Consider the following 22,968-nt stretch of genomic DNA (forward strand, 5'->3'; position numbering starts at 1 on the left):
AAATCATTTTGAATATTAGATTATGAATGTTATTTTTGCAGTCCGAATTTAAGTATAAAAGAATTATAATATTATATAGCTAAGAGAAATGGCAAATCATAAATCAGCGATTAAAAGAATTAGAGCAAACGCTGCGAAGCGTCTAAGAAACCGTTACCAAGCAAAAACTACTCGTAACGCAATCAAAAAATTACGTTTAACAACTTCAGCTGAAGAAGCTAAAGCTTTATTACCACGCGTAGTATCTATGCTTGATCGTTTAGCAAAGAAAAATGTTATTCACAAGAAAAAAGCTTCTAACAACAAATCTAAGTTAACTAAGTTCGTTAACAAGTTAGCGTAAGCTTAAGCTTTTTCCTAAAACATATTAGGGGTGCAAAACAGCATCCCTTTTCTTGTTTGTTCTCCGCCCAGAAAACCTATTCCAACAAACCCAACCTTGCACTGTGATAGCTTAAAAGTTAGTCAAAACTTTCTTTCCTTCTGAAGAATACTAATCTTTTTCCGTCTTTTTTTGTATAGACAACAGACAACAGACAACAGACAACAGACAACAGACAACAGATTTTAGATAAAAGACCTCAACCATAGCACTAAAATAAAGTGCCTAAATGCAAAACGGACAGCAAGAACTTGTTGTTCAATTGCTGTCCGTTTATAATAATTTATTTGGTATCAGATCTTTCTTTTGGTTGGCGTATTTTCCTATTAAATCTAAGGCGCCAGTAAGGAAAGGGTTCTGTTATTGTCTACTCAATAATTTGTCAATGGTAGATTTCAATTTGTTTTGATCTGTTTTGTATGGGCTAAGGTCATATAATTCCACCTTACGGAAATCAATTGGATGACTTTCACTTTGCAGATAAATGTAGCCTTCGGTCAAAGCTTTCCCGTCGGTTTTTTGAGCCGGATCAAAATTACTTACATTGCCACCACCAATTTGAGGTTTGTTGTATTCTAAAACAACCTGCCCATCGAGGATGTGCTGAATGATCGAATCGCCAAGTACTAAAAATTCTGCTGTTACCCAATCGTCACCATGGTAAGTTTTCGATTTGGAGCTTAAGCAATGTGGCGTGAATAGCTTGTTGTTGACCACCACATTTGTTCCCGGAGTACAAAGGTTGGAGTTCGTGCGTTCGTTCTTCCCATCGCCTCCTAAGAGCTGTCCTTCGATGGATATTGGGAAGTCCTGGTCCTTTAGCATGGTCTTCGGATCTTGTCCATGTAACATGGCACCTGAATTTCGCCATGCCCATCCTTCACCACCTTTGCTTTGTTGATCTACAAAACGATATTCTACACGAAGCAAATAATAGCTATATGGCTTTTTAAATGCCAAGTGGCCATACTGCTGATTAAAGTTATCATAGCCATCGTAACGTACTTTCAGTAAACCATCTTCTACACGAAAGGTATTGGCATAATTCTCACCGACTTCGTGCAATCGGATTTTAGGCGTCCAATCCTTCATGTCCTTGCCATTGAATAATTGAATAGGCTTCGGTAATTTGTCCGCTTTGGACATGGATTGAGAACTGACAGAACAAGAGAACAGCGTTCCAATACTGAGCGCTGCAATTAGGGTTTTAAGTTTCATTGGGTTTAGGGTTTTATTATATTATAGTAACAAATTTCTATTTTTCACATACTCACTTGGTCTTACTCCGATCACCTTATTGAAAGTATTGCTAAAGGTAGGCAGGCTATTGTAACCGACCCTTAAGGCAACTTCATTGACCGAAAGCTTATCATCCAATAACAATTTCAAGGAAGTCAACATTCGTAATATCGTGAAATATTGAATATACGACATATTTAATTGCTTTTGGAATAAACGAGCTAAAGTACGCTCAGAAATAACAAAGTGTTCAGCTAAACTCTTAAAGCTAATGTTCTCCGCAATATTCTCTTCCAAGTAAGCGATGATTTGCATGAGTTTTTCATGCTTTGGATAGGGTAGGGCTAGTGGTAATTCTGTTTGGGATATTTCTGGAAGAATTAATTTGAAAGCCTTTGCAATGGAATATTTCGGTTCTTCTTCTGGAAAGATATTCCCGTTCCAGCGATTGGTAAACATGATCAGTTCAATCAATAGATCATTCACTGGATAGATATTCACCTTATCGAAGAAAACTGTGTCTGTATCAAACTTCGGGAAGTAAAGATTCCGCATGACCACTTCCGGATTACTCGGATGAATGCTATGTTTTACATTTGCTGGGATCCATATATAATGTCTTGCCGGCAAAAAGTAAGATTTTTCAGGTGTTTTTAAGAACACCACTCCACCTTCGGTATATAAAAATTGCCCTTTATTATGGGAGTGTTCAACAACCTGACCTTCACCCATAACGGCGTGGTGGCAATAGATACTGTTTTCATAAGTATCTATTTCTGTCATATAATATCGATCAAGGTATTCCTTCTGCATCGAGTCTCTTCTAAAAATGAAGCATAAATTTCCATTTTTTATTTGATAAAACCAAAATAACAGACATAAGCGCTTGAGAATGATTATAGAAGTGATTAATATCATCTAATTATATACCGCTTCATTCGTATATTTATCAAAATTCAAGAAGGAATTGGTAAGTAAAATCACATGAAATCAATAGACTTTTATCTACTAGGGATTTTGCAAATGAATAGTCTTGTAAGTAACTGGTTACTTTTTATTGTTCGATAGAAAGTTACTGTCTAATTTTGATAATTATTAAATTAAAATAATGTTTAATATTGCCTCGCTCTTTTAAGAAAGAGGATAAAATAGGTTCTTATGATGGATAGAATACGTCTGGAAAGACTAAAAGAAAAAGTGACTACTGCAGAGGAAGCAGTTAAATTAATAGAAGATGGTATGGTCGTTGGTTCTAGTGGTTTCACCAAGGCCGGCGATAGTAAAGTAATTTTGCCAGCTCTGGCTGAACGAGCAAAAAAAGAACCTTTAAAGATTACTTTGATGACTGGGGCCTCCCTAGGTCATGGTACCGATGGTAAACTTGCTGAAGCAGGCGCCCTAAAGAAAAGAATGCCTTTTCAGGTAGACCCTGTTTTGCGTAAGAAAATCAATGCTGGTGAAGTATTATTTATCGATCAACACTTAAGCGAAAGCGCCGAATTATTGCATAATAAAAATCTTCCTGACGTCGATGTTGCTGTTATAGAAGTAGCATTTATCGATCGCGATGGAAGTATCGTTCCGACAACTTCTGTTGGTAACTCCGTTACATTTGCTGCATTGGCCAAAAAGGTCATCTTAGAAATCAATACCTCTGTACATGAGGATGTTTATGGTATTCATGATATTTACCAAGCAGAGAACTATCCGCATCGGAATGTAATACCTATTGTTGCACCTTGGAATAAAATCGGTAGAAAGACAATTCCATTAGATCCCAATAAGGTAGCTGCAATTGTGTTTACCAATGAGCATGACAGCCCAGCTGATATCGCTCCTCCGGATGAAAAAACGACAAATATCGCACAACATATCCTACGCTTCTTTGAAGAAGAGGTAAGACTAGGTCACTTGACAGATCGTCTTTTGCCTATTCAAGCAGGGATTGGAAAAGTTGCTAATGCGGTATTGATGGGATTCAAACACAGTAATTTCTATGATTTGACCATGTTCTCTGAAGTATTGCAAGACTCCACATTCGATCTTATGGATGCTGGAATTTTATCTTTCGCTTCCGCTTCATCGGTTACAGTTTCCAAAGAATGCTACGACCGTGTATTTAATAACCTGCAACGCTATCGTGATAAATTTGTTCTCCGTCCTCAGAATATTTCAAACACCCCGGGCCTTATCCGTCGTTTAGGAATCATAGCAATCAATACTGCTATAGAGTTTGATATTTATGGCAATGTGAACTCTACCCATATTGGTGGAACGAAGATTATGAATGGTATTGGTGGTTCAGGAGATTTTGCGAGAAATGCCTACTTAAGTATTTTCGTTACTCAAGCCGCATCCAAAGAGAACAATATCTCGCATATCTTGCCTATGGTGTCTCATACAGACCACACAGAGCACGATGTGGATATTTTGGTTACTGATATAGGTCTGGCAGATTTGCGTGGTTTAGCGCCAAGAGAACGAGCGCAGAAGATTATTGACAATTGTGTTCATCCTGAATATAAAGAAGAATTACAATCGTATTTTGATCGTGCTTGTGAACGTGGTGGTCACACGCCTCATTTATTGGAAGAAGCATTTAGCTGGCATATCCGTTTCAATGAAACAGGATCCATGAAAAAATAACAAGTATCTGAAGAATGAAAAAGCCCATATTGCATGGGCTTTTTTATTTTCTAGCTATACAAAAAAAAGATTGCCAAAGTAAAAACTCTGGCAACCCATTTTTTGGAAAACGATAAACTTGGAGCTTAGCTCCTTTATCTCTCGTGTTCCTAATTAACCTATTATAGGCATTTCTTTATTATCTTTTTCCTGGTAAGTAGATTTGGAAACCAACACCTACACCTAAACCAGTTGCTTTATCTCCAGCATTGATATTAGCTTTAGAATAGTTATATCCTAAAGTTGCTTCCAATGCTACAGTTTGCGTGATGAAGTGAGCATAACCTACGTTAGCACCTACATTTAAGGAAACAGCATCACCGGCAGATGATCCACCAATACCGATATCTCCTTGTCCGAAGAAGCGTCCAGTAGCACTAGCGCCTCCAGGGAAATAATAACGAACGAATGGCGAAATACCATAACCCCATTCATTGTCCATATCTTTTACGGCCTTTAAGCCTAAGTTTGCTTGCGCACCAATGGCTAAACCATCAGAAATAAAATATCCAGCTCTTGGCATTAATGAGATGTTGAATGTTTTACTCTCAAAAGCATAACCGATATTTCCAACCGATCCACCTACCATCCAATTACCAGCTTTGATTGGAGCCATGCCCACATCTGCTGAAGATTGTGGAACAGTGTTTACTTGTACTTGCGCAGTTGAATAAGTGACAGCACCTATTGCAATTCCTAATGTTAGTAGTAATTTTTTCATGGTCTTCTGTTTTTCTTATCTATAGAACAAGCCTTAGACCAAAATGTTTGAATTGGAGGTAGGAAAGCATGAAAAGAGCAGGTTGTAGTTATTTAACTACAACGTATAGAAATATTAGCCTTTACAAAAATAAATTGCCAGCTAGAGAATAAAAGGTGATTGAAGGTTTCTTTTGTTGATGTAGAATGATAGTGCTTTCCAAGCCTCAAATGGACGGTCTGTAGATAAAACATCAGCTCCACGATCAATATACTCTGCATATCGTTGGTATCCGGCTTTATCTGCGGACTTATCTAAGTTTCCAATGGTTCCTAAGATGGATTTGATGCCGTGCTGACGTAAAAGGCTGTACAATTCGGGTTGTGGCTCTCTGGTTCCAACAAAGGCAATTAGACGATTATCAGGAATCCCAAGGTCATTCAAACGGGTCAGATCATCTTGGTTTTTAATCGTAGCAGAAATCATGATATCTGGTGCTAATCTGCTTACGGCAGCAGCTTGATTAGCGGTATAGGTAATGATAATGGAATTGGCTTCTGCCTGGGCCTCACGTACAGCCTTAAGAACCAATTCATAGGGTACATCTCGCTTTACATCCAAGGTATAAATAACACGGCCTTTTCCCCATTTCAAAACATCTAATAAGGTTGGAATACGGTAATCGGTTATTGTACCTCCATTATCTTTCAAGTGTAGCTCTTGCAATTGTTCCCAAGTTTTATTGGCAAGTTTTCCTTTACCGGTAGTTGTACGATTTAAAGTCTCATCATGCATCAATACCAATACGGAATCCTTAGTCATTGCAATATCCACTTCCATAATGGCTGGCATTTCTTTGGCAACTTCAACCATAGTCGCCAAACAATTCTCTGGATAACCAGGATGCGGACCTCCACGATGCGCCGAAACCAAAGGAACGGAACCCTCTCCATAGGTCAGAAACTGATATAGCTCATCAACAGATTCAATTTTGAACTTTGGACTGATTGCTAATCCTTCTTCCGCAACCTCGGATGGTCCACCTCGGAAACATGAAAATAATACAGTTGTTGCCAGAACGGCAAGGGTATACCGTAACCCTGTTCTTAGCAAGGTAAAAGGCTTCATACTAAGTCTTGTTGTTTTACTAGTGCTACTAAATCTTCTAAACTGGTATTGATTTGATCGATAACAATATGGGCGCGGTCGTAATAGATAGCTCGTTCATTCAGCTTGCTATCGATGAAGGCTAAAAGTGCTTCACCCTGTAAGCCTTGAAGTGCCGGCCTTTTCTGTATATCGGAATTGCTTAATCTATTGAACAATGATTTTGGACTGTGCTTCAGGTATAGAACCGTACCATGGCTTAATAACCAATCCATATTGTCAAAATAACAAGGTGTACCGCCTCCGGTAGAAATGATACCCACTCGATTTTCTTGCTCGAGGAGCATTTCCTTTTCTAATTCCCGAAATTTTGCTTCTCCATGTAATTGAAAATACTCAGGTATACTCATGCCAATCTTGTTGACCAATTCATGATCTAAATCAATGAAAGGAACAGATAGTGCATTCGCCAATTTCTTACCCCAAGTGGTTTTCCCACTCCCCATAAAGCCAATCAAGAATACCGGTTTCTCCATCTTATGGTGCCTTATCTAAATAGTTTTTGATTAACTCTTCTTTGCTTGGGAAATTAATAGAAGACCATTTCTTAATCACTGTACCATTTAGCATCAACATAACTCCTGGATTAGAACGAACCATACTCTTTAATGGTACAGCATCTACATAAAATGTCTCTAATACCAAATCCATCTGATCGTTTAAGTAATTAACTTCATCAGATGAGGATGCGGTTGCCAGAATGGCCCGAATATTATAATCTTCAGATAACTCCCGAATAGTATTGTTGATTTTCTCCAATGCCTTAAGATCAATTGGAGACATTTTTGAAACATTGGTACTCGTTACGATAAAGTTATAATATGGATTATTAATAACTTCTTCAGTTCGGTCTGTACCGTCCATGTCAGAGATAATTAAATCAGGTATTTTAAGCTCAAATCCCTTCTTAACTAAGGTTGTTTTTGGTTCACCAATAATTTCCCAATCTTCATCTTCCCAAAGCTTCTGACTCATGTATTCCTTGTCAGTAACCTTTTTGCTCTCATTGGTTTTCTTGTTTTTCATTTCGTAGATATGCTCATACACATCTGGTTCAGCACCTTCAGGGACTTTCATTAATGAAGGAATATTATTTCCTTCTTTGTAAGGCAGGAAGTCCACAAAAGGCAAATAATACAAAGTGAAAATACCAATACCGAAAGACACTATTACGATTAATAAGGTTAAAAGATTAAGCGTAAATGGACTTTTGATGATGGGTTTAATCTGCTTTCTATAAATAAAAATAATGAGGATCAATACGAGTAATACCAAGTCTTTGATAAAGGATTCCCAAGGTGTAAGAGGGATAGCATCGCCGAAACAGCCACAGGATTTCACAGCACCAGATGCAGCGGAGTAAAAAGTAAGGAAGGTGAAAAATATGATGAGCAGCAATAGCCCCCAAGCTACTTTTCTTCCAGCTACCCCAATAAGTAATAATCCACCTAGAATGATCTCAATTGCGCATAAAAAAATGGCAATCCAAGTGCTAAAGTCACTCAGGAAGGCCATGTGGAAGACATGGAAATATTCATCGAGTTTATAGCCAAAACCCATTGGGTCATTCGCTTTTATCAGTCCTGAGAAAATAAACAATAGACCGACTAGAATTCTAGCGATCCACAATAGAATATTAGGTTTCGTAGGTTTTGCTGAAGAATTGCTTGCTGTAAACGTCATATTTATTAAGGGTTATTTTGCTAGGCCTAACTTGATTAAGGCAAAAACGGCATAGTTCAACATATCTTGATAATTCGCGGAAAGACCTTCAGACACGATAGTTTGTCCATCATTATCTTCGATTTGCTTTACGCGTTGTAGTTTCATTAAGATTAGATCGGTTAAAGAAGATACACGCATATCTCGCCAAGCCTCTCCATAATCGTGATTCTTTGCTAGCATAAGATCACGCGTCTCAGTGACCTTCTGATTATACTTCTGCTCGACCTCAGAAACAGGTAATTCCATCGGGTCAGCATCTGTTAATTCCAATTGCATCAAGGCAATCAAGCAATAATTTACAATACCAATGTACTCCTCAATTACGCCTTCACCAACTTTAGAAACTTTCTTTACCTCTAACGTGCGAATACGCTGTGCCTTGATAAAAATCTGATCTGTAATAGATGCTGGACGCATAATTCGCCATGCCGTACCATAATCACTGGTCTTCTTTAAAAACAAATCTTGACAATGACCGATGACACGGTTGTATTCTGTAGTGGTATCCATAAAGTAAATTTGATTGATTGCTCAATTGACAAATATAGTCAGAATAAACATAAGAAATTAGTCACATTTGTGTACAATTTCCCATACTTTTCTTTCATTTTTGCTCTTTACAGTACCTTTGGCGAATGAAAATCTTGTATTTTCTACTGCTTGATTTTTTAGTATTTGCCATCAATTATCGAATTTCACTTTTAGAACGCTAATAATATGTGGATTAGAAACGGGAATTGCTAACTTTAAACTTGTGGGGATAGCCTAGGAAATATTAGTGTCATCTATTAATGACTTTTGACAAGATTTCCTAACCTTAAAAGTTCAAAGCATAATAATAAAACCAGCATTTGCACAATGGCTTCAACTGTCTGGAGACTACTATGAAAGTCTGTTAGACTACAGAATAAAACACGATGAAAATACAGAAACCGGAAATTAGAGAGGTAAATATCACCCGATATATTCAACCGTTTAGAGAAGGAGGGTCACTTCCTGGCCTTGTGGATGCGGATGATGGCTTTAGTTATGTAATTAAATTTCGAGGAGCTGGTCAAGGGAAGAAGGCTTTGGTAGCCGAATTTATTGGCGGAGAGCTAGCACGCTTTCTTGGATTGCGCGTGCCAGAAATGGTATATGCTTGCCTAGATGAAGGATTTGGAAGAACTGAACCGGATGAGGAAATCCAAGACCTATTGAAATTCTCTGTTGGAAGAAATCTAGGTGTTAGCTTTCTCAATGGTGCCATTACCTTTGATGCCAATGCTGATCAAATAAGTGCCGAAGAAGCTTCAAAAATTGTATGGCTAGATGCCTTATTGATGAATGTGGACCGTACGGCTAAAAATACCAATATGCTGATTTGGCATAAGGAACTCTGGTTAATTGACCATGGTGCAGCCTTGTATTTTCACCACAGCTGGGATAATTGGGAAGATCATATAATGAAGCCCTTTGTACAAATTAAAGACCATGTCTTATTGAACAAAGCAACACAGGTTGAAGAAATAGACGTATCCTATAAAGCTTTATTTACAGCTGAAAACATTAAGCCAATACTGGATGTGATTCCCGATGAATGGTTAATTGATGAGGTTCGTGAGCTGTCTGCAGAAGATGTTCGCAAGGTATATGTGGAGTTTTTAACCCAAAGAGCAGCAAATTCTGCTGTTTTTGTTAATCAAATTCAACATGTCCGCTAGTACCTTATATGAATATGCGGTTGTCCGCCTAGTGCCACGTGTGGAGCGTGAAGAGTTCGTCAATATCGGCGTATTGCTATACTGCCGGAAGCAACGCTATGCTGAATTGTTATATTTTGTGGATGAAGAGCGATGTTGTCTTTTATCCAAAGAAATTGACTTTAGCCTTATCTATGGGCATTTGCAAAGTATGCATCATATTTGTAAGGGAAATAAGGAGGGGGGAGCCTTAGCACAATTGGATCAGACGGAACGCTTCCGTTGGTTAACTGCAAAACGAAGTACTTTGATTCAATGTTCTGCTGTACACCCCGGATTATGTGTTGATGCCGAAGAAACGCATCGACAACTAATGGAAAAACTAGTGCTTTGATAAAAAGCATCAAAATATCGTATTAAAAATATATGAAAGAATTTTACGAACATATCTTCGATAAGCAACAGGCTGTCCAAGATATGCCAAGTAATAAACGTATTGCCCAATGGGCGATCTCACTGTTGCACTTGCTGTTCCCAGAACGAAGTTCCAGTGATTTTAAGGAGCTTGCTGATGTTAAAGCCGCCTTTCAAGTAGCAGAGTCTGATCTGTATGAATTACTATTGAAAACTAAAGCTTGCTCCAGCTGTAATGTGAAAAAGGTATCGGAAGATTTCTTCTTGCACTTGCCGCACATTTACGAAACTATGTTAACCGATGCGCAGTCCATTATGGAAGGAGATCCTGCAGCAAAGAGTTTAAACGAGGTAATCCGAACTTATCCTGGCTTCTTTGCTATTGCCATTTATCGTATGGCGCATGAACTGCATCAGCAGGGGATTCCTTTGATTCCACGTATTCTTACGGAGCATGCACATTCCAAAACAGGGATAGACATTCATCCAGCAGCAAGGATTGATGAATACCTACATATTGACCATGGAACAGGTATTGTCATTGGAGAAACTTGTATCATCGGTAAGCATGTGAAATTATATCAAGGTGTAACCTTAGGAGCATTAAGTGTAGAGAAGAATTTGGCGAATACCCAACGTCACCCGATCATTGAAGATTATGTTATTATCTACGCCGGTGCAACCATTCTTGGTGGCGAAACGGTCGTAGGACATCATTCTATTATTGGAGGGAATGTTTGGTTAACCAATTCCGTCGATCCATATACTACTGTTTATCATCAACCCAATTCAAAGTTTATAGAAACAAAACCCATCGTATAATGGCAGGAATAATAGATACAATTGGTAATACCCCATTGGTGGAGATTACCCATTTTCACGATAACCCGAAGGTAAAGATCTTTGCCAAATTAGAAGGAAATAACCCTGGCGGCTCCGTCAAAGATAGAGCTGCATTAAACATGATTTCATCTGCTTTGGAGCGTGGAGATATCCATAAGGACAGCAAATTAATAGAAGCGACCTCTGGTAATACAGGGATAGCATTAGCAATGATTGCTTCCATGTATGGACTGGAAATAGAATTGGTGATGCCATCTACCTCTACGCGTGAAAGAACATTGACGATGGAAGCATTTGGTGCCAAGGTTACCCTATTGGAGAACATGGAGGTATGTCGTGATTATGCTGAAGAAAAGGCAGCAAAAGGAGAAGCTTTTATTTTGAATCAATTTGCTAATCCCGACAATTATAAAGCACATATTAAAACAACCGGTCCAGAGATCTGGCGTGATACAAACCATCAAATTACCCACTTTGTAAGTGCTATGGGAACAACTGGTACTATTATGGGCTGTTCGATGTATTTGAAAGAGCAGAATCCAGACATTCAGATTGTAGGATGTCAACCAACAGAGGAGTCCAGTATTCCAGGTATTCGTCGTTGGCCGAAAGCCTACTTACCTAAAATATTTGACCCAGCTAGAGTAGATAGAGTAATTGATGTATCCCAAGCAAACGCTACAGAGAAGACCCGCGCATTAGCAAAGAAAGAAGGTGTCTTTGCCGGAATGAGTTCTGGAGGGGCATTTCATGCTGCGGTACAAGTAGCAAACGAAATAGAAGAGGGTACCATTGTGTTCATCGTTTGTGACCGCGGTGATCGATACTTAAGCTCCGACTTGTTCGGATAAGCTAACATATAAAAACAAACAAGGCGGTTAATTGAAAAATTAACCGCCTTATTTGTTTATTATTAAACTAGAATTACTTCTTTTCTCTTGTCCAGATCTCAAATATCGGTGCCCCTTTGGAACTTAATCCGCTATGTTCCCATACACCATTATTTACCTTTCCATCAAATTTTAGGGTAGCACCAACACGAGTATTATCTCGAGAGAAGAAAAGAATGTTCTCCACATATTTCCCATCCTTAAAACTGTATGTACCACCGCCTGAACCAAAGAATGTCTTTTCTGCAGGGTTTATTGCTATCCATTGGAAATAGCCATCTACCAATATCTTTATAGTCTTCCGGTCTCCTCGTGGGATTTGATTGATTTTTTCATTTTCCTTACGTCCGGTAATACGCCATAAGCCATCCAAATCTTGCTTATTCGCCGGAAGACGTTTGAAGGTTAAACCATCTGCAACAACCTTGTCTTTATCTACCTTGAAGGCCATAGTTTTAGTTGTTCCAATTTTGTCAGCTTGTTTGTCGTTATATTCGATCTTAATATTGATGTTTTTACCATCGTAATTAAACGGGCCTCCACTAGTACCTAAATAGCTGTCCGGACCATATATCGTGTATGAACTGTAACCATCTATCAATAACCAAAGGTAATTGGTGTTTCCATCCTTAGCGAGATAGGCACCATTGATCGTGTTTTTTCCTTGACCAAATACAATAGCGGAAAGGAATAGGGCAAATAATATAAGCGAAAATCTTTTCATGTCTCTTTGATTTGATGTTCTTAAATATATTAATAACCAATAACTTGGGCAAACAGTTTTAGTGGTTTTGCTGTATTGCTATAGAAATCATGCGGAAAGTCATGTTTTAATATTGTTTCAACAGCTATTTTTGCTTTCCAGGGGTATTAAGTACTTTTGCGCTTTACATAAATTGACATTACATTGATCACACAGCGGTTTCTCTTTACCATCACAACGATTTTAATTGCATTGCTTTCCTCGCAAACAGTACATGCTCAACAAGACACTTCTCGAAACATCTCAGCAGATTCCCTAACTAAAAAGTACCAGGAATCACCTTATAGCTATAGTCCTCCGAAGTTCTTGCGTGATACGTTAATGGCAGAAATTAAACCTGTGAGAGAAAAGAAATTTTGGCGTGCTGGTACTGAATGGTTCTTGGCACAAGCATTCCCTGCTAGTTTCAATCGATTTATTACGCGTGACCCTTATTCTTACATCAGTTTTAAAAACTTTTTAGATCATCAACGTTTTAGTGCCTGGGATTGGGATGATAATCAATTTACGACCAATCAGATTGATCACCCATTCCATGGACAGATCTATTTCAATGCATTTCGTAGTAACGGTTATAATTTCTACCAATCCACTTTAGCGACCTTAGCGGGTAGCTATATTTGGGAGACTGCCGGTGAAACACAACATCCATCCATCAATGATTTAGTCAATACCAGTTTTGGCGGGGTACTGCTTGGAGAAATGATGCACCGCGTATCTCGAAACATTCTTGCTCGAAGTAGACACGGCCATAATCGAATTGGCAATGAAATAGTAGCTACGATGGTGAATCCTGTCAATGGATTAAATCGTTTGTTAGATGGTAAATGGGGGAAGAAAATCGATGATTATTACGAGGCTGACTCTTCCATCATTTCCGCAGAAGTAAATGCCGGTATTCGACGCTTTGATGCTAAGGATGGGGATTTCCTGAATAAAGGAAAGAATGCTTTCTATGGTCGCTTACGTTTTGTCTATAGCAATGGAGAGCATAACTACAAACGTCCATTTGATCAGTTCTCCGTGAACCTGGAGTTGGGTAATGGCGATAGTACATTTATCAATGCTGTCAATGTTCATGCGCTCTTATACGGCGCTAAATTCTTTAAATCAAAACGTGGAGATCACTACGGAACACTGAATGCCCACTATAACTTCTACAATAACGATGCGTTTTTCTATGGTGCACAAAGTTTAAATTACACCTGGCTGTCTGAGTTTAAATATAAAAAGGGAAATAGGTTGAACTTAAGTGTAGGGGCGGGGGCTATTGTCCTTGGTGCTGTACCTGATCCCTATCTTTTATATGGGGCCAGTAGAAACTACAATTATGGCTCAGGGGCATCCTATCGATTTAAAGGCGAATTGATGTTGCTGAATCGTTTCCTATTGACTGCGGATTATAATGGTGCCATATTATATACCATTTCTGGAACCGACTCCTATTACGTGCTCCATGGACTAGAGGTTCAAGGGAGCCTAAGATTGTATAAGCGTTGGTCCATTAATTTAAGTTCAGGATACTTTAACTTACAAGGCCATTTTAAAGCCAACCAATACCCTGATTTCAATCGGGAATATCCTTATGGAAGTTTGTCCATCGGGTACAATATCTTCTTTTAATAGGCCAGATGAAAGCATGGTAATTTGTGTTTTAACGAAAATATAATTGCTCTTTATTTTGTTTTGGCGCAAATATTAGTCGCAAAACAGATAATATTTAACATTTTATTTATGTTAATTAACTTTTGTTTACAATTTCAATAGCTCATTTCAAGTAGTTTTGTTTCATTAACTAATTCACAAGAATATGATTCAAAATTACAATGTGCAGAGCCGTATTGCGGTGTTAATTCTGCTCGGAAGCTTGTTCTATGGGCAGGATGCCCATGCCCAACAAGACAGTGTAAAACTCCAGCGTTTACATGGTATCAATCTTTCGATCATCACTCCGAATGTAAATTATCTGTATGAAACTGGTATTGGAGACAAAAGTGTATTTGAATTCTCTGCCGGGGTTCAATACAATTTCATGTTTCGTAAACACGATGAAACCATTCTAGGAACTACCAAAGAGACCAGCAGTAGTGAGAAATCCAAAGAGTTCACCCATTCTTTTTCTCCCTATATCGGTCTTGGATATCGGTACTACTACGATCGAGATCGAAGAATTAGAAAGGGTTCAAACGTAAGCAACAATGCCGGGAATTATATTGGATTTAGAACCTTAAACGGTATTGAAGGCTGGACAGAAAAAAACACGAAAATCAATGGCGTTTCCAATTCCGAACAATATTTCTCCTCGACCTTCCAAACCAGAAATGCCATATTCTGGGGAATGCGCAGAAACCTTGGACACAACATCATGTACAACCTGGAACTAGGACCTGAATTAAGCTACACCAAAGGCAAAAAAGTAAAAATACAGCCGTATTTGAATACTGGGTTTAGTATGATGTTTTGAGTTTAGATCGCTACGCTGTTAGATGTGAGATATGAGATATGAGATTTTGCTTGTGACAATCGAGGATTTAAAATACTTACGAATCAAATCTAAGTGAAAGGTAAGAAAGACTCCTTGCGTTGCTCTGAGTTGTTAGCTTATTAAATTATTCGTTCTGGTCATGCAAAATCTCACGTCTCAAATCTAATAGCGAAGCGGTCTCATATCTATCATAAAAAAAGGTTGACAAAATTTTGTCAACCTTTTTTTATGATATTTTATAACTAATTCTAAATCGCTTATTTGCTATCTAGTTTCTCAAATTTATCGTAGTCGATCTTTTTAGATTTGATCTTAACGGTATTTTTCAATTGATCGAAAACTTTCAATGCTTTTACCTCTTCGAATAAGCGGTTAGCTTGTTCTCTATCTGCTAATAATTGCATTGCGAATTGTTGCAACTGCTCATCAGTAGGCTCTTCATTGATGTTGTACATCTTGATTTGCGCATAGATACGTTCTTTTGCTAAATCAACAACTTCGTCGTACTTCACTTCTAAGTTATTAGCAGTAACGATGCGGTTCTCAATGATCGTCCATTTCAAGTTGCTCAAGAAATCAGCGAAACCTTCTTCGATTTCTTCTGCTTTCAAGTTAGGGTTAGTTGCTTGTAACCATTTCTTAAGGAAAGCTTCAGGGAATTTTGCATCCACTTTTTCCATTCCGAAAGTGTACATATCGTTACGAAGACGTTGAGCAGCATTTTGCTTGAATAAGTTCTCAACTTCTTCTTTAACTTTCTCGTTGAATTGCTCTGCAGTAGTTACATCACCTTCTGGGAACAATTTATCGAAGAACTCTTGGTTTAAGTCAGACTCCTCTAAACGGTTTACGTTTTTAACTGTCAATTCGAAGTTAGTAACGTCTAGGTTTTCTGCTTCTTCTTCGTTAACACCTAAAATACGCGCTAAGTCAGCAACTTTGAATGCTTTCTTCACATCGATTTTAACGGTATCATCTTTCTTAAGACCTACTAAAGATTTTTTGATTTTTGCATCTTCAATGCTGTCTGTACGAACGGAAGTAGTTTTTTCAATACCATCTTCTTTATCTTGTTTCAATGTCGCATATAAAACGTCACCTTCCTCAGAAACCTCTGGGTTAGTCATTTTACCGTAGCTACGACGTAAGTTTTTGATACGTTCTGTAAGAGTAGCTTCGTCAGCTTGGATATCGTACTCTGTGAATTCAGTTTCGCCAGTGAATGGAGTTTCGAATTCTGGAGCAATACCGATTTCGTAGTTGAAGTTAAAGGTATCTTTAAAATCCCAGTTGTATTTCTCATCAGTTTCGCCTTCAGCAGGAAGTGGTTGACCCAATACTTCTAACTTTTGCTCGCCGATGTATTCTGCGATTTTATCATTGATCAATTTGTTGATTTCATCAAACAAAATAGATTTACCATACATACGTCTGATGTGACCTGTAGGAACCATTCCTGGACGGAATCCTGGTAATTTAGCCTTCTTTGCTTGATCCTTGATTGCTTTATCAACTTGAGGGTTATAGTCCTCTGGAGTAATCTCTACCGAGATATTCGCGTTGATGTTATCAATGTTCTGGTGTGAAATATTCATACTCGTTATTTACCTTTTTGCAATTTAAAAAAAAATCCTCCCGATAATTAGTTTCGGGAGGACATCAAGTGCGGAAGAAGGGACTCGAACCCCCACGCCTCGCGGCGCCAGATCCTAAGTCTGGTGCGGCTACCAATTACGCCACTTCCGCAGTTAGGATTTTATTGAGCCACAAAGATAGAAACCTATCCTATATATGTCAAGACTTTTTTTGCCTTTTTTACTTTATCAACCGTAAGTGCTTGTTTGTTAAGTCCCTAATTTTTAATATTACCTCTGGCCTTCTCTTATTTATTTACAGGATGCTTTATCATCATTCACCCTGATACGCTATTAAACGCTATTTAGGATGTTTTTTATCCAATTTCGACAGATTCCCTGTTCTATAACTACATTCCGCCAATCAGCTAATTCTATACATATATTGCCCCTCATCTGTATCCCATCTCCGCTTCGTTTTTTACCTATTTCTCATGGCACTGATATGTAGTCTGCTTTCTTTTTTCACTTTACTAAACTTTGGGTTTTCTAGGGGTTCTCTAGGGGTTGTCTAGGGGTTGTCTAGGGGTTGTCTAGGGGTTGGGTTCGAGACTCCTTCGGATCTCCTTCGGAACTCCTTCGGATCTTGTTCGGATCTCGTTCGGTTAGAAGCGAACGAGATCCGAACAAGATCCATATCAGATCCTAAGAAATTCCTTTGTATTCTCGAACCCAACCCTAAGTCTTCATAAGCTTAAACATACCCAAACCTTAAGCAAATAGGAGACAAGGTGAACCTCGATAGCTATAAAGTAAATTGCAAAAATAGGTATAGGTCATTTTTAGACAAATGGAATGGAAAGTCTAAGTGCTTGCAGAAAAAAAGTAAAAAATATTTTGTGATATGAAATATTCTACATTACTTTGAAACACAAAGTACTTTTATGAATCAGAAAGATTTACTTCAGGAAATAGGTCAAATACGCTCGATGATGGAGAAGTCCTCCAAGTTCATGTCTATCTCAGGTATGTCGGGAGTTGTCATAGGCTGTGTTGCTTTGGTGGGTGCCGCTGCTGCTTATTTTACCGTGTATGGAACAAAGAGCGAATTTGGGTACAGAGATTTCTATGTTTTGGATGAACAGGTCATTTGGAAATTAGCAGGGATTGCTTTGCTAGTTTTATTGCTGTCCATCATCCTTGGAATAAGTATGGCTAAGGCAAAGGCAAAGAAATCTGGACAATCCATTTGGAACCCGACAAGTAAAGCATTATTAAAAGCTATGGCCGTTCCATTGGTAACCGGTGGACTATTTTCACTTATTCTGATCAGCAAAGGTGTGTTTGGCTTAATCGCGTCAAGCTTACTGATCTTTTATGGGCTTTCATTAGCAGCTGCCAGTACCTATACTTTTCGCGAAGTTCGGGTGCTAGGGATTTTGGAAATTGTCCTAGGCTTGTTAGCTTTGGCCTTCCCTGGATATGGCATCTGGTTCTGGTCCTTAGGATTCGGTGTATTACACATAGTTTACGGATTAATCGTGCATAAGAAATACGAAAAGTGAGTTTAGATTTATCATTATATGACAAGGTTTTAGAAAATAGGATTAGGCTTCAGATCATGAGTATTCTGATGGCTAATGATTCCTATGACTTTAATTCCTTAAAAGAATTGCTGGAAGTAACCGATGGAAATCTTGCCTCCAATTTGAAAAGTTTAGAAAAAGAAGAATATATCAATGTCACGAAATCTTTTGTTGACAGAAAACCGAATACACGCTATAGTAAAACAGAAAAAGGAGCTAAAGCATTTGAAAATCACTTAGCAGCCCTAGAAAATTTGATAAAACAGCAGTACAAGTAATTTTTTTTATACCATTACTTTGAAATACAAAGTACTTTTTAAAACTAAAAAACTAAAAAATATGAGAGGACTTCGCTTAAAATTTATGTTATGGCTTTACGATCATTCTTCACGCATCTATGCCAAAATATTTAAAGCTGGAAAAACGCCGTGGGGGATAGCTAAGGAAGATTTCCTAAACTATCCTAAGAATTCCTTAGGCTATAAATTAGGTCAATTTTATAGGGATAAGGGATTTGACGTCATGCCAACCTTGGAAAACCACGATGTCTTTCACATCCTTACGGAGACGGATACCGAGATTAAGGATGAGATCGCTATGCAATACCTTTTATTTGGGAACTCCAAGCTAAGCTTTTACTTAATCGGCATGTTACTCGTAGGTACATTCATATTTCCAGAACATTTTCGCTATTACCGTTCTTCTTTCCGAAAAGGGCAGACAATGAAAAAGTTTCATCATCTAGAATTTAAGGAATACTTGCATATGGACGTGCAAGTTCTTCGACAATCATTTTATACAAAACATATTTACGCATATATCAAATACTAAACGCATGGAAAATTTTAATCAACCCACAGAAGAAAGGTTTCCTAAGGAGCCATCATTCTTCGAAAAATTGAGTCAATCAGTAATCTTGAAAGTGATCTTCATATTTTTTCTGACGCTCGTTTTATTGATACCATTAGAGATGGTAAACGATCTAATTAGAGAGCGTAAGGACCGAGGATCAAGTGTTAGCCGGGAAATAGCGATGAAATGGGGTACAGACCAAGTCATACTAGGTCCTGTATTGGCTGTTCCATATGATGCAATTGAGGAAAAAATAGAATCATTGCCTGATGGAAAGTCCAAAACCATTCAGACGAAAGTCACGCAATATGCTTTTTTGATGCCTAATGAAGTGAAGGTGAATGGTGAGGTTAAGCCTGAGGTCAAAAAACGTGGAATTTATCAATCCATATTGTACAGTACAAAGGTAGATATAAATGGAAATTTCACTGGCTTTGACTTGGAGAAATTGCCTGTAGACCAAGCGAATTTGAAATGGAAAGAATCAAAATTGATTGTAGGGATTGAAGATTTCAAAGGATTGTCCAAAAACCCGGTTATAACTTGGGGAGGTAAGCCTTATGAGCTGACAAAGAATAATCAGGAAGTTCGCTTATTCCGAGAGAATTTAACTGTCACAGTACCCTTGGAAGGACCAGAATCTGTGAAGCAGGCATTTTCCTTGCCATTGGAATTAAGAGGTTCCAAGTCCTTGAATTTTTTGCCTTTAGCCAAGCAAACCCAAATCAAAGTAAAGGGTGATTGGTCGAATCCAAGCTTTAACGGTAATTTTTTACCTGAAAAAAGAGAAGTAGGTCAAACATTTGATGCGCTTTGGAATATTCCAGCATTTACCAGGAAAGTACCTCAACAATGGACAGGATCCCCAAGTATCATTTTTAAATTCCAAGGATTGGAGCTCAATTCAGAAGACCGTATGATGTCTACTTCTGAAGAAGCCTATATGCAATCTCAGGCAGCTGCAAACGCTGTGACATCCGGTAGCAATGAAAATATAGAGACTTCAAATGATTTGGATCTGGTGCAGATTAACTTCCTGCCATCGGTGAACAACTATCAGAAGATCACTAGAGTGGCGAAGTATGGAATCTTGGTTGTAGGATTGACCTTTGTGTCTTTGATTTTCATGGAATTGATCAAAAAGCAAAAGGTGCATGTTGTTCAATATGTGTTAATCGGAATTGGAATGGTATTATTCTATGGTTTATTATTGGCAATTTCTGAGCATTTGGGCTTTAACTGGGCATACCTGGTCTCTGCATTAGCGACCATGGTCTTAATATCCACATACATTATGGGGATTACTAAAAACCGTAAATCAGCGATGTTGTTTGGGGTCATTCTTTCGATATTTTACTTGTTCATTTATGTGTTACTGCAATTACAAGATTACTCGTTAATCGTAGGTATGATTGGTCTGTTTGTCATCTTGGCTGTTCTTATGCGTTTGTCCACCAAGATTGAATGGAATTTATCGGAAAGAAAATGATCAAATTAGGAAGAATATCTTTAAGGATGTACCTCAGCAGCATTTGGCTGCTATGGCATAGTCATAAGCGCTATTAAGTACTGAAATCTGTGTTATATTTCGCTTTGCCTGCCAACTTTAGTAAATTGGTAGGCAAAATGAAATATACTATGCGGAAAATTACCTGGATTGGCGCATGCATATTAATAAGTAATATGGCTATGGCACAACGAACAATAGATGTTAATGATAAACTGGAGCGTCCCAAGCTTGCAGTTAAAACAATGAAAAGTACCGGCTCCGAAGCTTTATCACCAAAGAAATTATGGGAATTGGGTAGAGTTGCTGCCGAAGGTATTTCAGCCGATGGATCCCAATTGATTTATTCAGTTTCCAACTATCAGTTCGAGGAGAACAAATCCGAGAAGAACTTATTTGTTATTCCAACCAAAGGTGGCGAAGCCAAGCAATTCACCAATGAGGCTGGAGGAGAATCTGTCATTCAGGTGGAGCCTAATGGCGATGTCCTGTATATGTTTAAAGGACAAATCTGGAGAAAGAATCTTCGTGGTGGAGATGCTGTGCAGTTAAGCCATGTGGAAGAAGGATTGGAAAATGTGAAATTGTCGCCAGATGGTAAACATATCCTTTTTAGCAAATCCGTTTTAATAAAACCTTATCATTCCGTTGATAAATATAAAGACCTTCCAAAGTCGGATGTTTATATCTATGATAACCTTGATTACAGACATTGGGATACTTGGATGGATGGACGTTTTAACCATCCATTCGTAGCGACTTATGATAATGGGAAGTTAGGAGAAGCAAAAGACATCATGGAAGGTGAGTCATTTTATTCACCTCAGATGCCTTTTGGAGGTGCAGAAGACTTTTCTTGGTCTCCTGATGGACAGTCGATCTATTATGTGAGTAAAAAGAAATTTGGGAAGGAATATGCCGTTAGTACCAATGCCGATATTTATCGTTATGACTTGGCAAGTGGGAAAACCTCCAATGTCACAGAGGGAATGCAAGGTTATGATACCAATCCGCAGTTCAATAAACAAGGGAATGTATTATCCTGGTTGAGCATGAAGACCGATGGTTATGAAGCCGACAAGAACGATATCTATGTATTCGAATCTAAATCCAATATAAAATTAAATCTGACTGGCCATTGGGATGGTACCGTGAATTCATATACTTGGAGCAAGGACAATAAACGCATTTATTTTGTAGCGCCTGTTCAAGGTACCGTTCAGTTATTTGAAGTGTTGGTACCTGTTAACTTCCGAGTAAAGTCTTTGCCTCAGATCAATCAATTGACAGCAGGAGACTTTGATATCACGGGTATAGTTGGCGAAACGAAAGATGGTTTAGTTGTAACTTCCACTCGCATGACTCGTGCTACAGAGGTATTTTTCTTTCCTTTCAAAGGGAAGGAATTGAGTCAAATTACGAAGGTCAATGATGCAGCATATAGCCAGATTGCCGATACCAAAGTTGAGAGCCGTGTAACGAAAGCCTCAGATGGGATGGATTTATTCTCATGGGTTATCTATCCACCAAATTTTGATCCGGCTAAGAAATACCCAACATTATTGTTCTGTCAAGGAGGACCACAATCAGCAACGACACAATCTTATTCTTTCCGTTGGAACTTTCAGTTGATGGCATCGCAAGGTTATATTGTAATAGCTCCGAACCGTCGAGGAATGCCTGGTTGGGGTGTGGAATGGAATGAGGAAATCTCCAAAGATTGGGGAGGACAGGCCATCCGCGATTACTTGTCCGCTATTGATGATCTAGCCAAAGAATCTTATGTAGATAAGAGCCGTTTAGGCGCTGTAGACGCGAGCTATGGTGGTTATTCGGTGTTCCAACTTGCAGGCGTACATGAAGGTCGTTTTAAGACCTTTATTTCGCATTGTGGACTATTCAATATGGAGTCGTGGTATGGTACCACAGAAGAGCTGTTCTTTGCGAATCATGACCTTGGAGGTCCTTATTGGGATGCTGCGAATAAAAAGACTTATACCGAATTTAACCCTATGCGTCATGTCGATAAATGGGATACACCAATCTTAATCATCCAAGGAGGCAAGGATTACCGTGTTCCAATCGGACAAGGCCAAGAAGCATTCCAAGCCGCACAATTGCGTGGCATTAAATCGCGCTTTATGTATTTACCAGATGAAAACCACTGGGTACTCTCCGGACAAAACGCACAAGTATGGCAAAGAGAGTTCTTTGGCTGGTTGGGGGAAACGCTTGAGTAGATATGAGACCGCTTCGCTGTTAGATATGAGATGTGAGACATTGAATGGCGAGAAAGAGGGGAGAGAGTAAATAAATTCAAAAGCGGTAGATGGAAGCATCTACCGCTTTTGTGCTTATTTGTATTTCTGATGATAAACCATCATTGAAACGAATAGAATATCCTATGCTATTTAAGGTGTTTTTAAATCTTTATTGTATTAATGATGCGGTCGATGCATGCATCGACCCTACAA

General features: G+C 38.5%; 22 protein-coding genes and 1 tRNA gene. 13 read left to right on the plus strand and 10 right to left on the minus strand.

The genetic code is table 11. The features are described 5' to 3' along the window. Positions 1-88 precede the first annotated feature (88 nt). The gene (gene rpsT / locus ACP6L2_RS14230) at positions 89-343 is read left to right on the plus strand and encodes a 30S ribosomal protein S20 (RefSeq protein ID WP_344673488.1); all 255 of its coding nucleotides are present in this window, start codon (positions 89-91) and stop codon (positions 341-343) included. A 399-nt stretch (positions 344-742) separates the two neighbouring features. On the opposite strand, the gene ACP6L2_RS14235 is transcribed toward rpsT, so the two are convergent. Together ACP6L2_RS14235 and ACP6L2_RS14240 are read right to left on the minus strand one after the other, a co-directional pair. Then, positions 743-1,600 carry a 3-keto-disaccharide hydrolase gene (locus tag ACP6L2_RS14235; RefSeq protein ID WP_440510002.1) on the minus strand — a complete coding sequence of 286 codons (858 nt, stop codon included), beginning with the start codon at positions 1,598-1,600 and terminating at the stop codon, positions 743-745. Between the two features lie 21 nt (positions 1,601-1,621). Then, positions 1,622-2,404, minus strand: a complete 783-nt coding sequence (locus tag ACP6L2_RS14240) for an AraC family transcriptional regulator (protein WP_440510003.1) — start codon at positions 2,402-2,404, stop codon at positions 1,622-1,624. Between the two features lie 375 nt (positions 2,405-2,779). On the opposite strand from ACP6L2_RS14240, the gene ACP6L2_RS14245 reads away from it, so the two are divergent. Beyond that, the gene (locus ACP6L2_RS14245) at positions 2,780-4,267 is read left to right on the plus strand and encodes a succinate CoA transferase (RefSeq protein WP_440510004.1); all 1,488 of its coding nucleotides are present in this window, start codon (positions 2,780-2,782) and stop codon (positions 4,265-4,267) included. 178 nt (positions 4,268-4,445) lie between these two features. On the opposite strand, the gene ACP6L2_RS14250 is transcribed toward ACP6L2_RS14245, so the two are convergent. The 5 genes from ACP6L2_RS14250 to ACP6L2_RS14270 all read right to left on the minus strand — a co-directional run bounded on the left by ACP6L2_RS14250 (position 4,446) and on the right by ACP6L2_RS14270 (position 8,408). Then, positions 4,446-5,027, minus strand: coding sequence for a hypothetical protein (locus tag ACP6L2_RS14250; protein WP_344673492.1), 582 nt, complete (start codon positions 5,025-5,027; stop codon positions 4,446-4,448). A gap of 141 nt (positions 5,028-5,168) precedes the next feature. Then, positions 5,169-6,134: a glycerophosphodiester phosphodiesterase family protein gene (locus tag ACP6L2_RS14255; RefSeq protein ID WP_440510005.1), complete on the minus strand. Its 966-nt coding sequence runs from the start codon at positions 6,132-6,134 to the stop codon at positions 5,169-5,171. After that, positions 6,131-6,649 (minus strand): shikimate kinase, encoded by a 519-nt coding sequence (locus tag ACP6L2_RS14260; protein ID WP_440510006.1) that lies wholly within the window; start codon positions 6,647-6,649, stop codon positions 6,131-6,133. Before ACP6L2_RS14260 ends, ACP6L2_RS14255 begins: the two co-directional genes overlap by 4 nt. Position 6,650: 1 nt before the next feature. After that, positions 6,651-7,856 carry a BT_3928 family protein gene (locus ACP6L2_RS14265; protein WP_440510007.1) on the minus strand — a complete coding sequence of 402 codons (1,206 nt, stop codon included), beginning with the start codon at positions 7,854-7,856 and terminating at the stop codon, positions 6,651-6,653. A gap of 12 nt (positions 7,857-7,868) precedes the next feature. Continuing rightward, a complete protein-coding gene (locus tag ACP6L2_RS14270) occupies positions 7,869-8,408 on the minus strand; it encodes a DUF1599 domain-containing protein (protein ID WP_440510008.1) in 540 nt (179 codons plus the stop codon). 407 nt (positions 8,409-8,815) lie between these two features. Here ACP6L2_RS14270 and ACP6L2_RS14275 point away from each other — a divergent pair, with 407 nt between their 5' ends. From ACP6L2_RS14275 to cysM, 4 genes are read left to right on the plus strand one after another with little or no spacing between them, the layout of a single operon-like run. Continuing rightward, positions 8,816-9,601, plus strand: a complete 786-nt coding sequence (locus ACP6L2_RS14275; protein ID WP_440510009.1) for a HipA family kinase — start codon at positions 8,816-8,818, stop codon at positions 9,599-9,601. Then, a complete protein-coding gene (locus ACP6L2_RS14280; protein WP_440510010.1) occupies positions 9,591-9,974 on the plus strand; it encodes a DUF3037 domain-containing protein in 384 nt (127 codons plus the stop codon). Before ACP6L2_RS14275 ends, ACP6L2_RS14280 begins: the two co-directional genes overlap by 11 nt. A 32-nt stretch (positions 9,975-10,006) precedes the next feature. After that, positions 10,007-10,816 (plus strand): serine O-acetyltransferase, encoded by an 810-nt coding sequence (locus ACP6L2_RS14285; protein WP_440510011.1) that lies wholly within the window; start codon positions 10,007-10,009, stop codon positions 10,814-10,816. Then, positions 10,816-11,688 carry a cysteine synthase CysM gene (cysM, locus tag ACP6L2_RS14290; RefSeq protein ID WP_440510012.1) on the plus strand — a complete coding sequence of 291 codons (873 nt, stop codon included), beginning with the start codon at positions 10,816-10,818 and terminating at the stop codon, positions 11,686-11,688. Before ACP6L2_RS14285 ends, cysM begins: the two co-directional genes overlap by 1 nt. A 73-nt stretch (positions 11,689-11,761) precedes the next feature. Here cysM and ACP6L2_RS14295 read toward each other — a convergent pair whose 3' ends face one another. After that, a complete protein-coding gene (locus tag ACP6L2_RS14295) occupies positions 11,762-12,451 on the minus strand; it encodes a hypothetical protein (protein WP_440510013.1) in 690 nt (229 codons plus the stop codon). A 183-nt stretch (positions 12,452-12,634) separates the two neighbouring features. Here ACP6L2_RS14295 and ACP6L2_RS14300 point away from each other — a divergent pair, with 183 nt between their 5' ends. Both ACP6L2_RS14300 and ACP6L2_RS14305 read left to right on the plus strand, forming a co-directional pair. Continuing rightward, positions 12,635-14,113 (plus strand): DUF3943 domain-containing protein, encoded by a 1,479-nt coding sequence (locus tag ACP6L2_RS14300; RefSeq protein ID WP_440510014.1) that lies wholly within the window; start codon positions 12,635-12,637, stop codon positions 14,111-14,113. Between the two features lie 187 nt (positions 14,114-14,300). After that, positions 14,301-14,954, plus strand: coding sequence for a hypothetical protein (locus tag ACP6L2_RS14305; protein WP_440510015.1), 654 nt, complete (start codon positions 14,301-14,303; stop codon positions 14,952-14,954). A 278-nt stretch (positions 14,955-15,232) separates the two neighbouring features. Here ACP6L2_RS14305 and ACP6L2_RS14310 read toward each other — a convergent pair whose 3' ends face one another. Next, positions 15,233-16,570, minus strand: coding sequence for a trigger factor (locus ACP6L2_RS14310; RefSeq protein WP_440510016.1), 1,338 nt, complete (start codon positions 16,568-16,570; stop codon positions 15,233-15,235). 69 nt (positions 16,571-16,639) lie between these two features. Then, positions 16,640-16,721: transfer RNA gene (locus ACP6L2_RS14315), tRNA-Leu, on the minus strand. Between the two features lie 772 nt (positions 16,722-17,493). Here ACP6L2_RS14315 and ACP6L2_RS14320 point away from each other — a divergent pair. From ACP6L2_RS14320 to ACP6L2_RS14340, 5 genes are all read left to right on the plus strand, one after another. Further along, a complete protein-coding gene (locus tag ACP6L2_RS14320; RefSeq protein WP_440510017.1) occupies positions 17,494-18,114 on the plus strand; it encodes a hypothetical protein in 621 nt (206 codons plus the stop codon). Beyond that, positions 18,111-18,413 (plus strand): winged helix-turn-helix domain-containing protein, encoded by a 303-nt coding sequence (locus ACP6L2_RS14325; protein ID WP_344673506.1) that lies wholly within the window; start codon positions 18,111-18,113, stop codon positions 18,411-18,413. Before ACP6L2_RS14320 ends, ACP6L2_RS14325 begins: the two co-directional genes overlap by 4 nt. Positions 18,414-18,474: 61 nt before the next feature. Beyond that, on the plus strand, positions 18,475-18,966 hold the full coding sequence (locus ACP6L2_RS14330; RefSeq protein ID WP_440510018.1) for a Coq4 family protein: 492 nt from the start codon (positions 18,475-18,477) through the stop codon (positions 18,964-18,966). Positions 18,967-18,970: 4 nt separating this feature from the next. Further along, entirely contained in the window at positions 18,971-20,476 is a 1,506-nt protein-coding gene (creD, locus tag ACP6L2_RS14335) for a cell envelope integrity protein CreD (RefSeq protein WP_440510019.1), read from the plus strand. A gap of 200 nt (positions 20,477-20,676) precedes the next feature. After that, complete coding sequence (locus ACP6L2_RS14340; protein WP_440510020.1) at positions 20,677-22,734, plus strand: prolyl oligopeptidase family serine peptidase; 2,058 nt, start codon at positions 20,677-20,679, stop codon at positions 22,732-22,734. The last annotated feature ends 234 nt before the right edge of the window (positions 22,735-22,968 follow it).

This window comes from Sphingobacterium lactis, from assembly GCF_051951495.1.
Classification (GTDB): Bacteria; Bacteroidota; Bacteroidia; order Sphingobacteriales; family Sphingobacteriaceae; genus Sphingobacterium; species Sphingobacterium lactis_A.

Excerpts from the sequence above, each read along its gene's own strand:
- rpsT (WP_344673488.1), top strand. The coding sequence starts at position 89 with ATGGCAAATCATAAATCAGCGATTAAAAGAATTAGAGCAAACGCTGCG.
- ACP6L2_RS14235 (WP_440510002.1), bottom strand. The coding sequence starts at position 1,600 with ATGAAACTTAAAACCCTAATTGCAGCGCTCAGTATTGGAACGCTGTTC.
- ACP6L2_RS14240 (WP_440510003.1), bottom strand. The coding sequence starts at position 2,404 with ATGACAGAAATAGATACTTATGAAAACAGTATCTATTGCCACCACGCC.
- ACP6L2_RS14245 (WP_440510004.1), top strand. The coding sequence starts at position 2,780 with ATGATGGATAGAATACGTCTGGAAAGACTAAAAGAAAAAGTGACTACT.
- ACP6L2_RS14250 (WP_344673492.1), bottom strand. The coding sequence starts at position 5,027 with ATGAAAAAATTACTACTAACATTAGGAATTGCAATAGGTGCTGTCACT.
- ACP6L2_RS14255 (WP_440510005.1), bottom strand. The coding sequence starts at position 6,134 with ATGAAGCCTTTTACCTTGCTAAGAACAGGGTTACGGTATACCCTTGCC.
- ACP6L2_RS14260 (WP_440510006.1), bottom strand. The coding sequence starts at position 6,649 with ATGGAGAAACCGGTATTCTTGATTGGCTTTATGGGGAGTGGGAAAACC.
- ACP6L2_RS14265 (WP_440510007.1), bottom strand. The coding sequence starts at position 7,856 with ATGACGTTTACAGCAAGCAATTCTTCAGCAAAACCTACGAAACCTAAT.
- ACP6L2_RS14270 (WP_440510008.1), bottom strand. The coding sequence starts at position 8,408 with ATGGATACCACTACAGAATACAACCGTGTCATCGGTCATTGTCAAGAT.
- ACP6L2_RS14275 (WP_440510009.1), top strand. The coding sequence starts at position 8,816 with ATGAAAATACAGAAACCGGAAATTAGAGAGGTAAATATCACCCGATAT.
- ACP6L2_RS14280 (WP_440510010.1), top strand. The coding sequence starts at position 9,591 with ATGTCCGCTAGTACCTTATATGAATATGCGGTTGTCCGCCTAGTGCCA.
- ACP6L2_RS14285 (WP_440510011.1), top strand. The coding sequence starts at position 10,007 with ATGAAAGAATTTTACGAACATATCTTCGATAAGCAACAGGCTGTCCAA.
- cysM (WP_440510012.1), top strand. The coding sequence starts at position 10,816 with ATGGCAGGAATAATAGATACAATTGGTAATACCCCATTGGTGGAGATT.
- ACP6L2_RS14295 (WP_440510013.1), bottom strand. The coding sequence starts at position 12,451 with ATGAAAAGATTTTCGCTTATATTATTTGCCCTATTCCTTTCCGCTATT.
- ACP6L2_RS14305 (WP_440510015.1), top strand. The coding sequence starts at position 14,301 with ATGATTCAAAATTACAATGTGCAGAGCCGTATTGCGGTGTTAATTCTG.
- ACP6L2_RS14310 (WP_440510016.1), bottom strand. The coding sequence starts at position 16,570 with ATGAATATTTCACACCAGAACATTGATAACATCAACGCGAATATCTCG.
- ACP6L2_RS14320 (WP_440510017.1), top strand. The coding sequence starts at position 17,494 with ATGAATCAGAAAGATTTACTTCAGGAAATAGGTCAAATACGCTCGATG.
- ACP6L2_RS14330 (WP_440510018.1), top strand. The coding sequence starts at position 18,475 with ATGAGAGGACTTCGCTTAAAATTTATGTTATGGCTTTACGATCATTCT.
- creD (WP_440510019.1), top strand. The coding sequence starts at position 18,971 with ATGGAAAATTTTAATCAACCCACAGAAGAAAGGTTTCCTAAGGAGCCA.
- ACP6L2_RS14340 (WP_440510020.1), top strand. The coding sequence starts at position 20,677 with ATGGCACAACGAACAATAGATGTTAATGATAAACTGGAGCGTCCCAAG.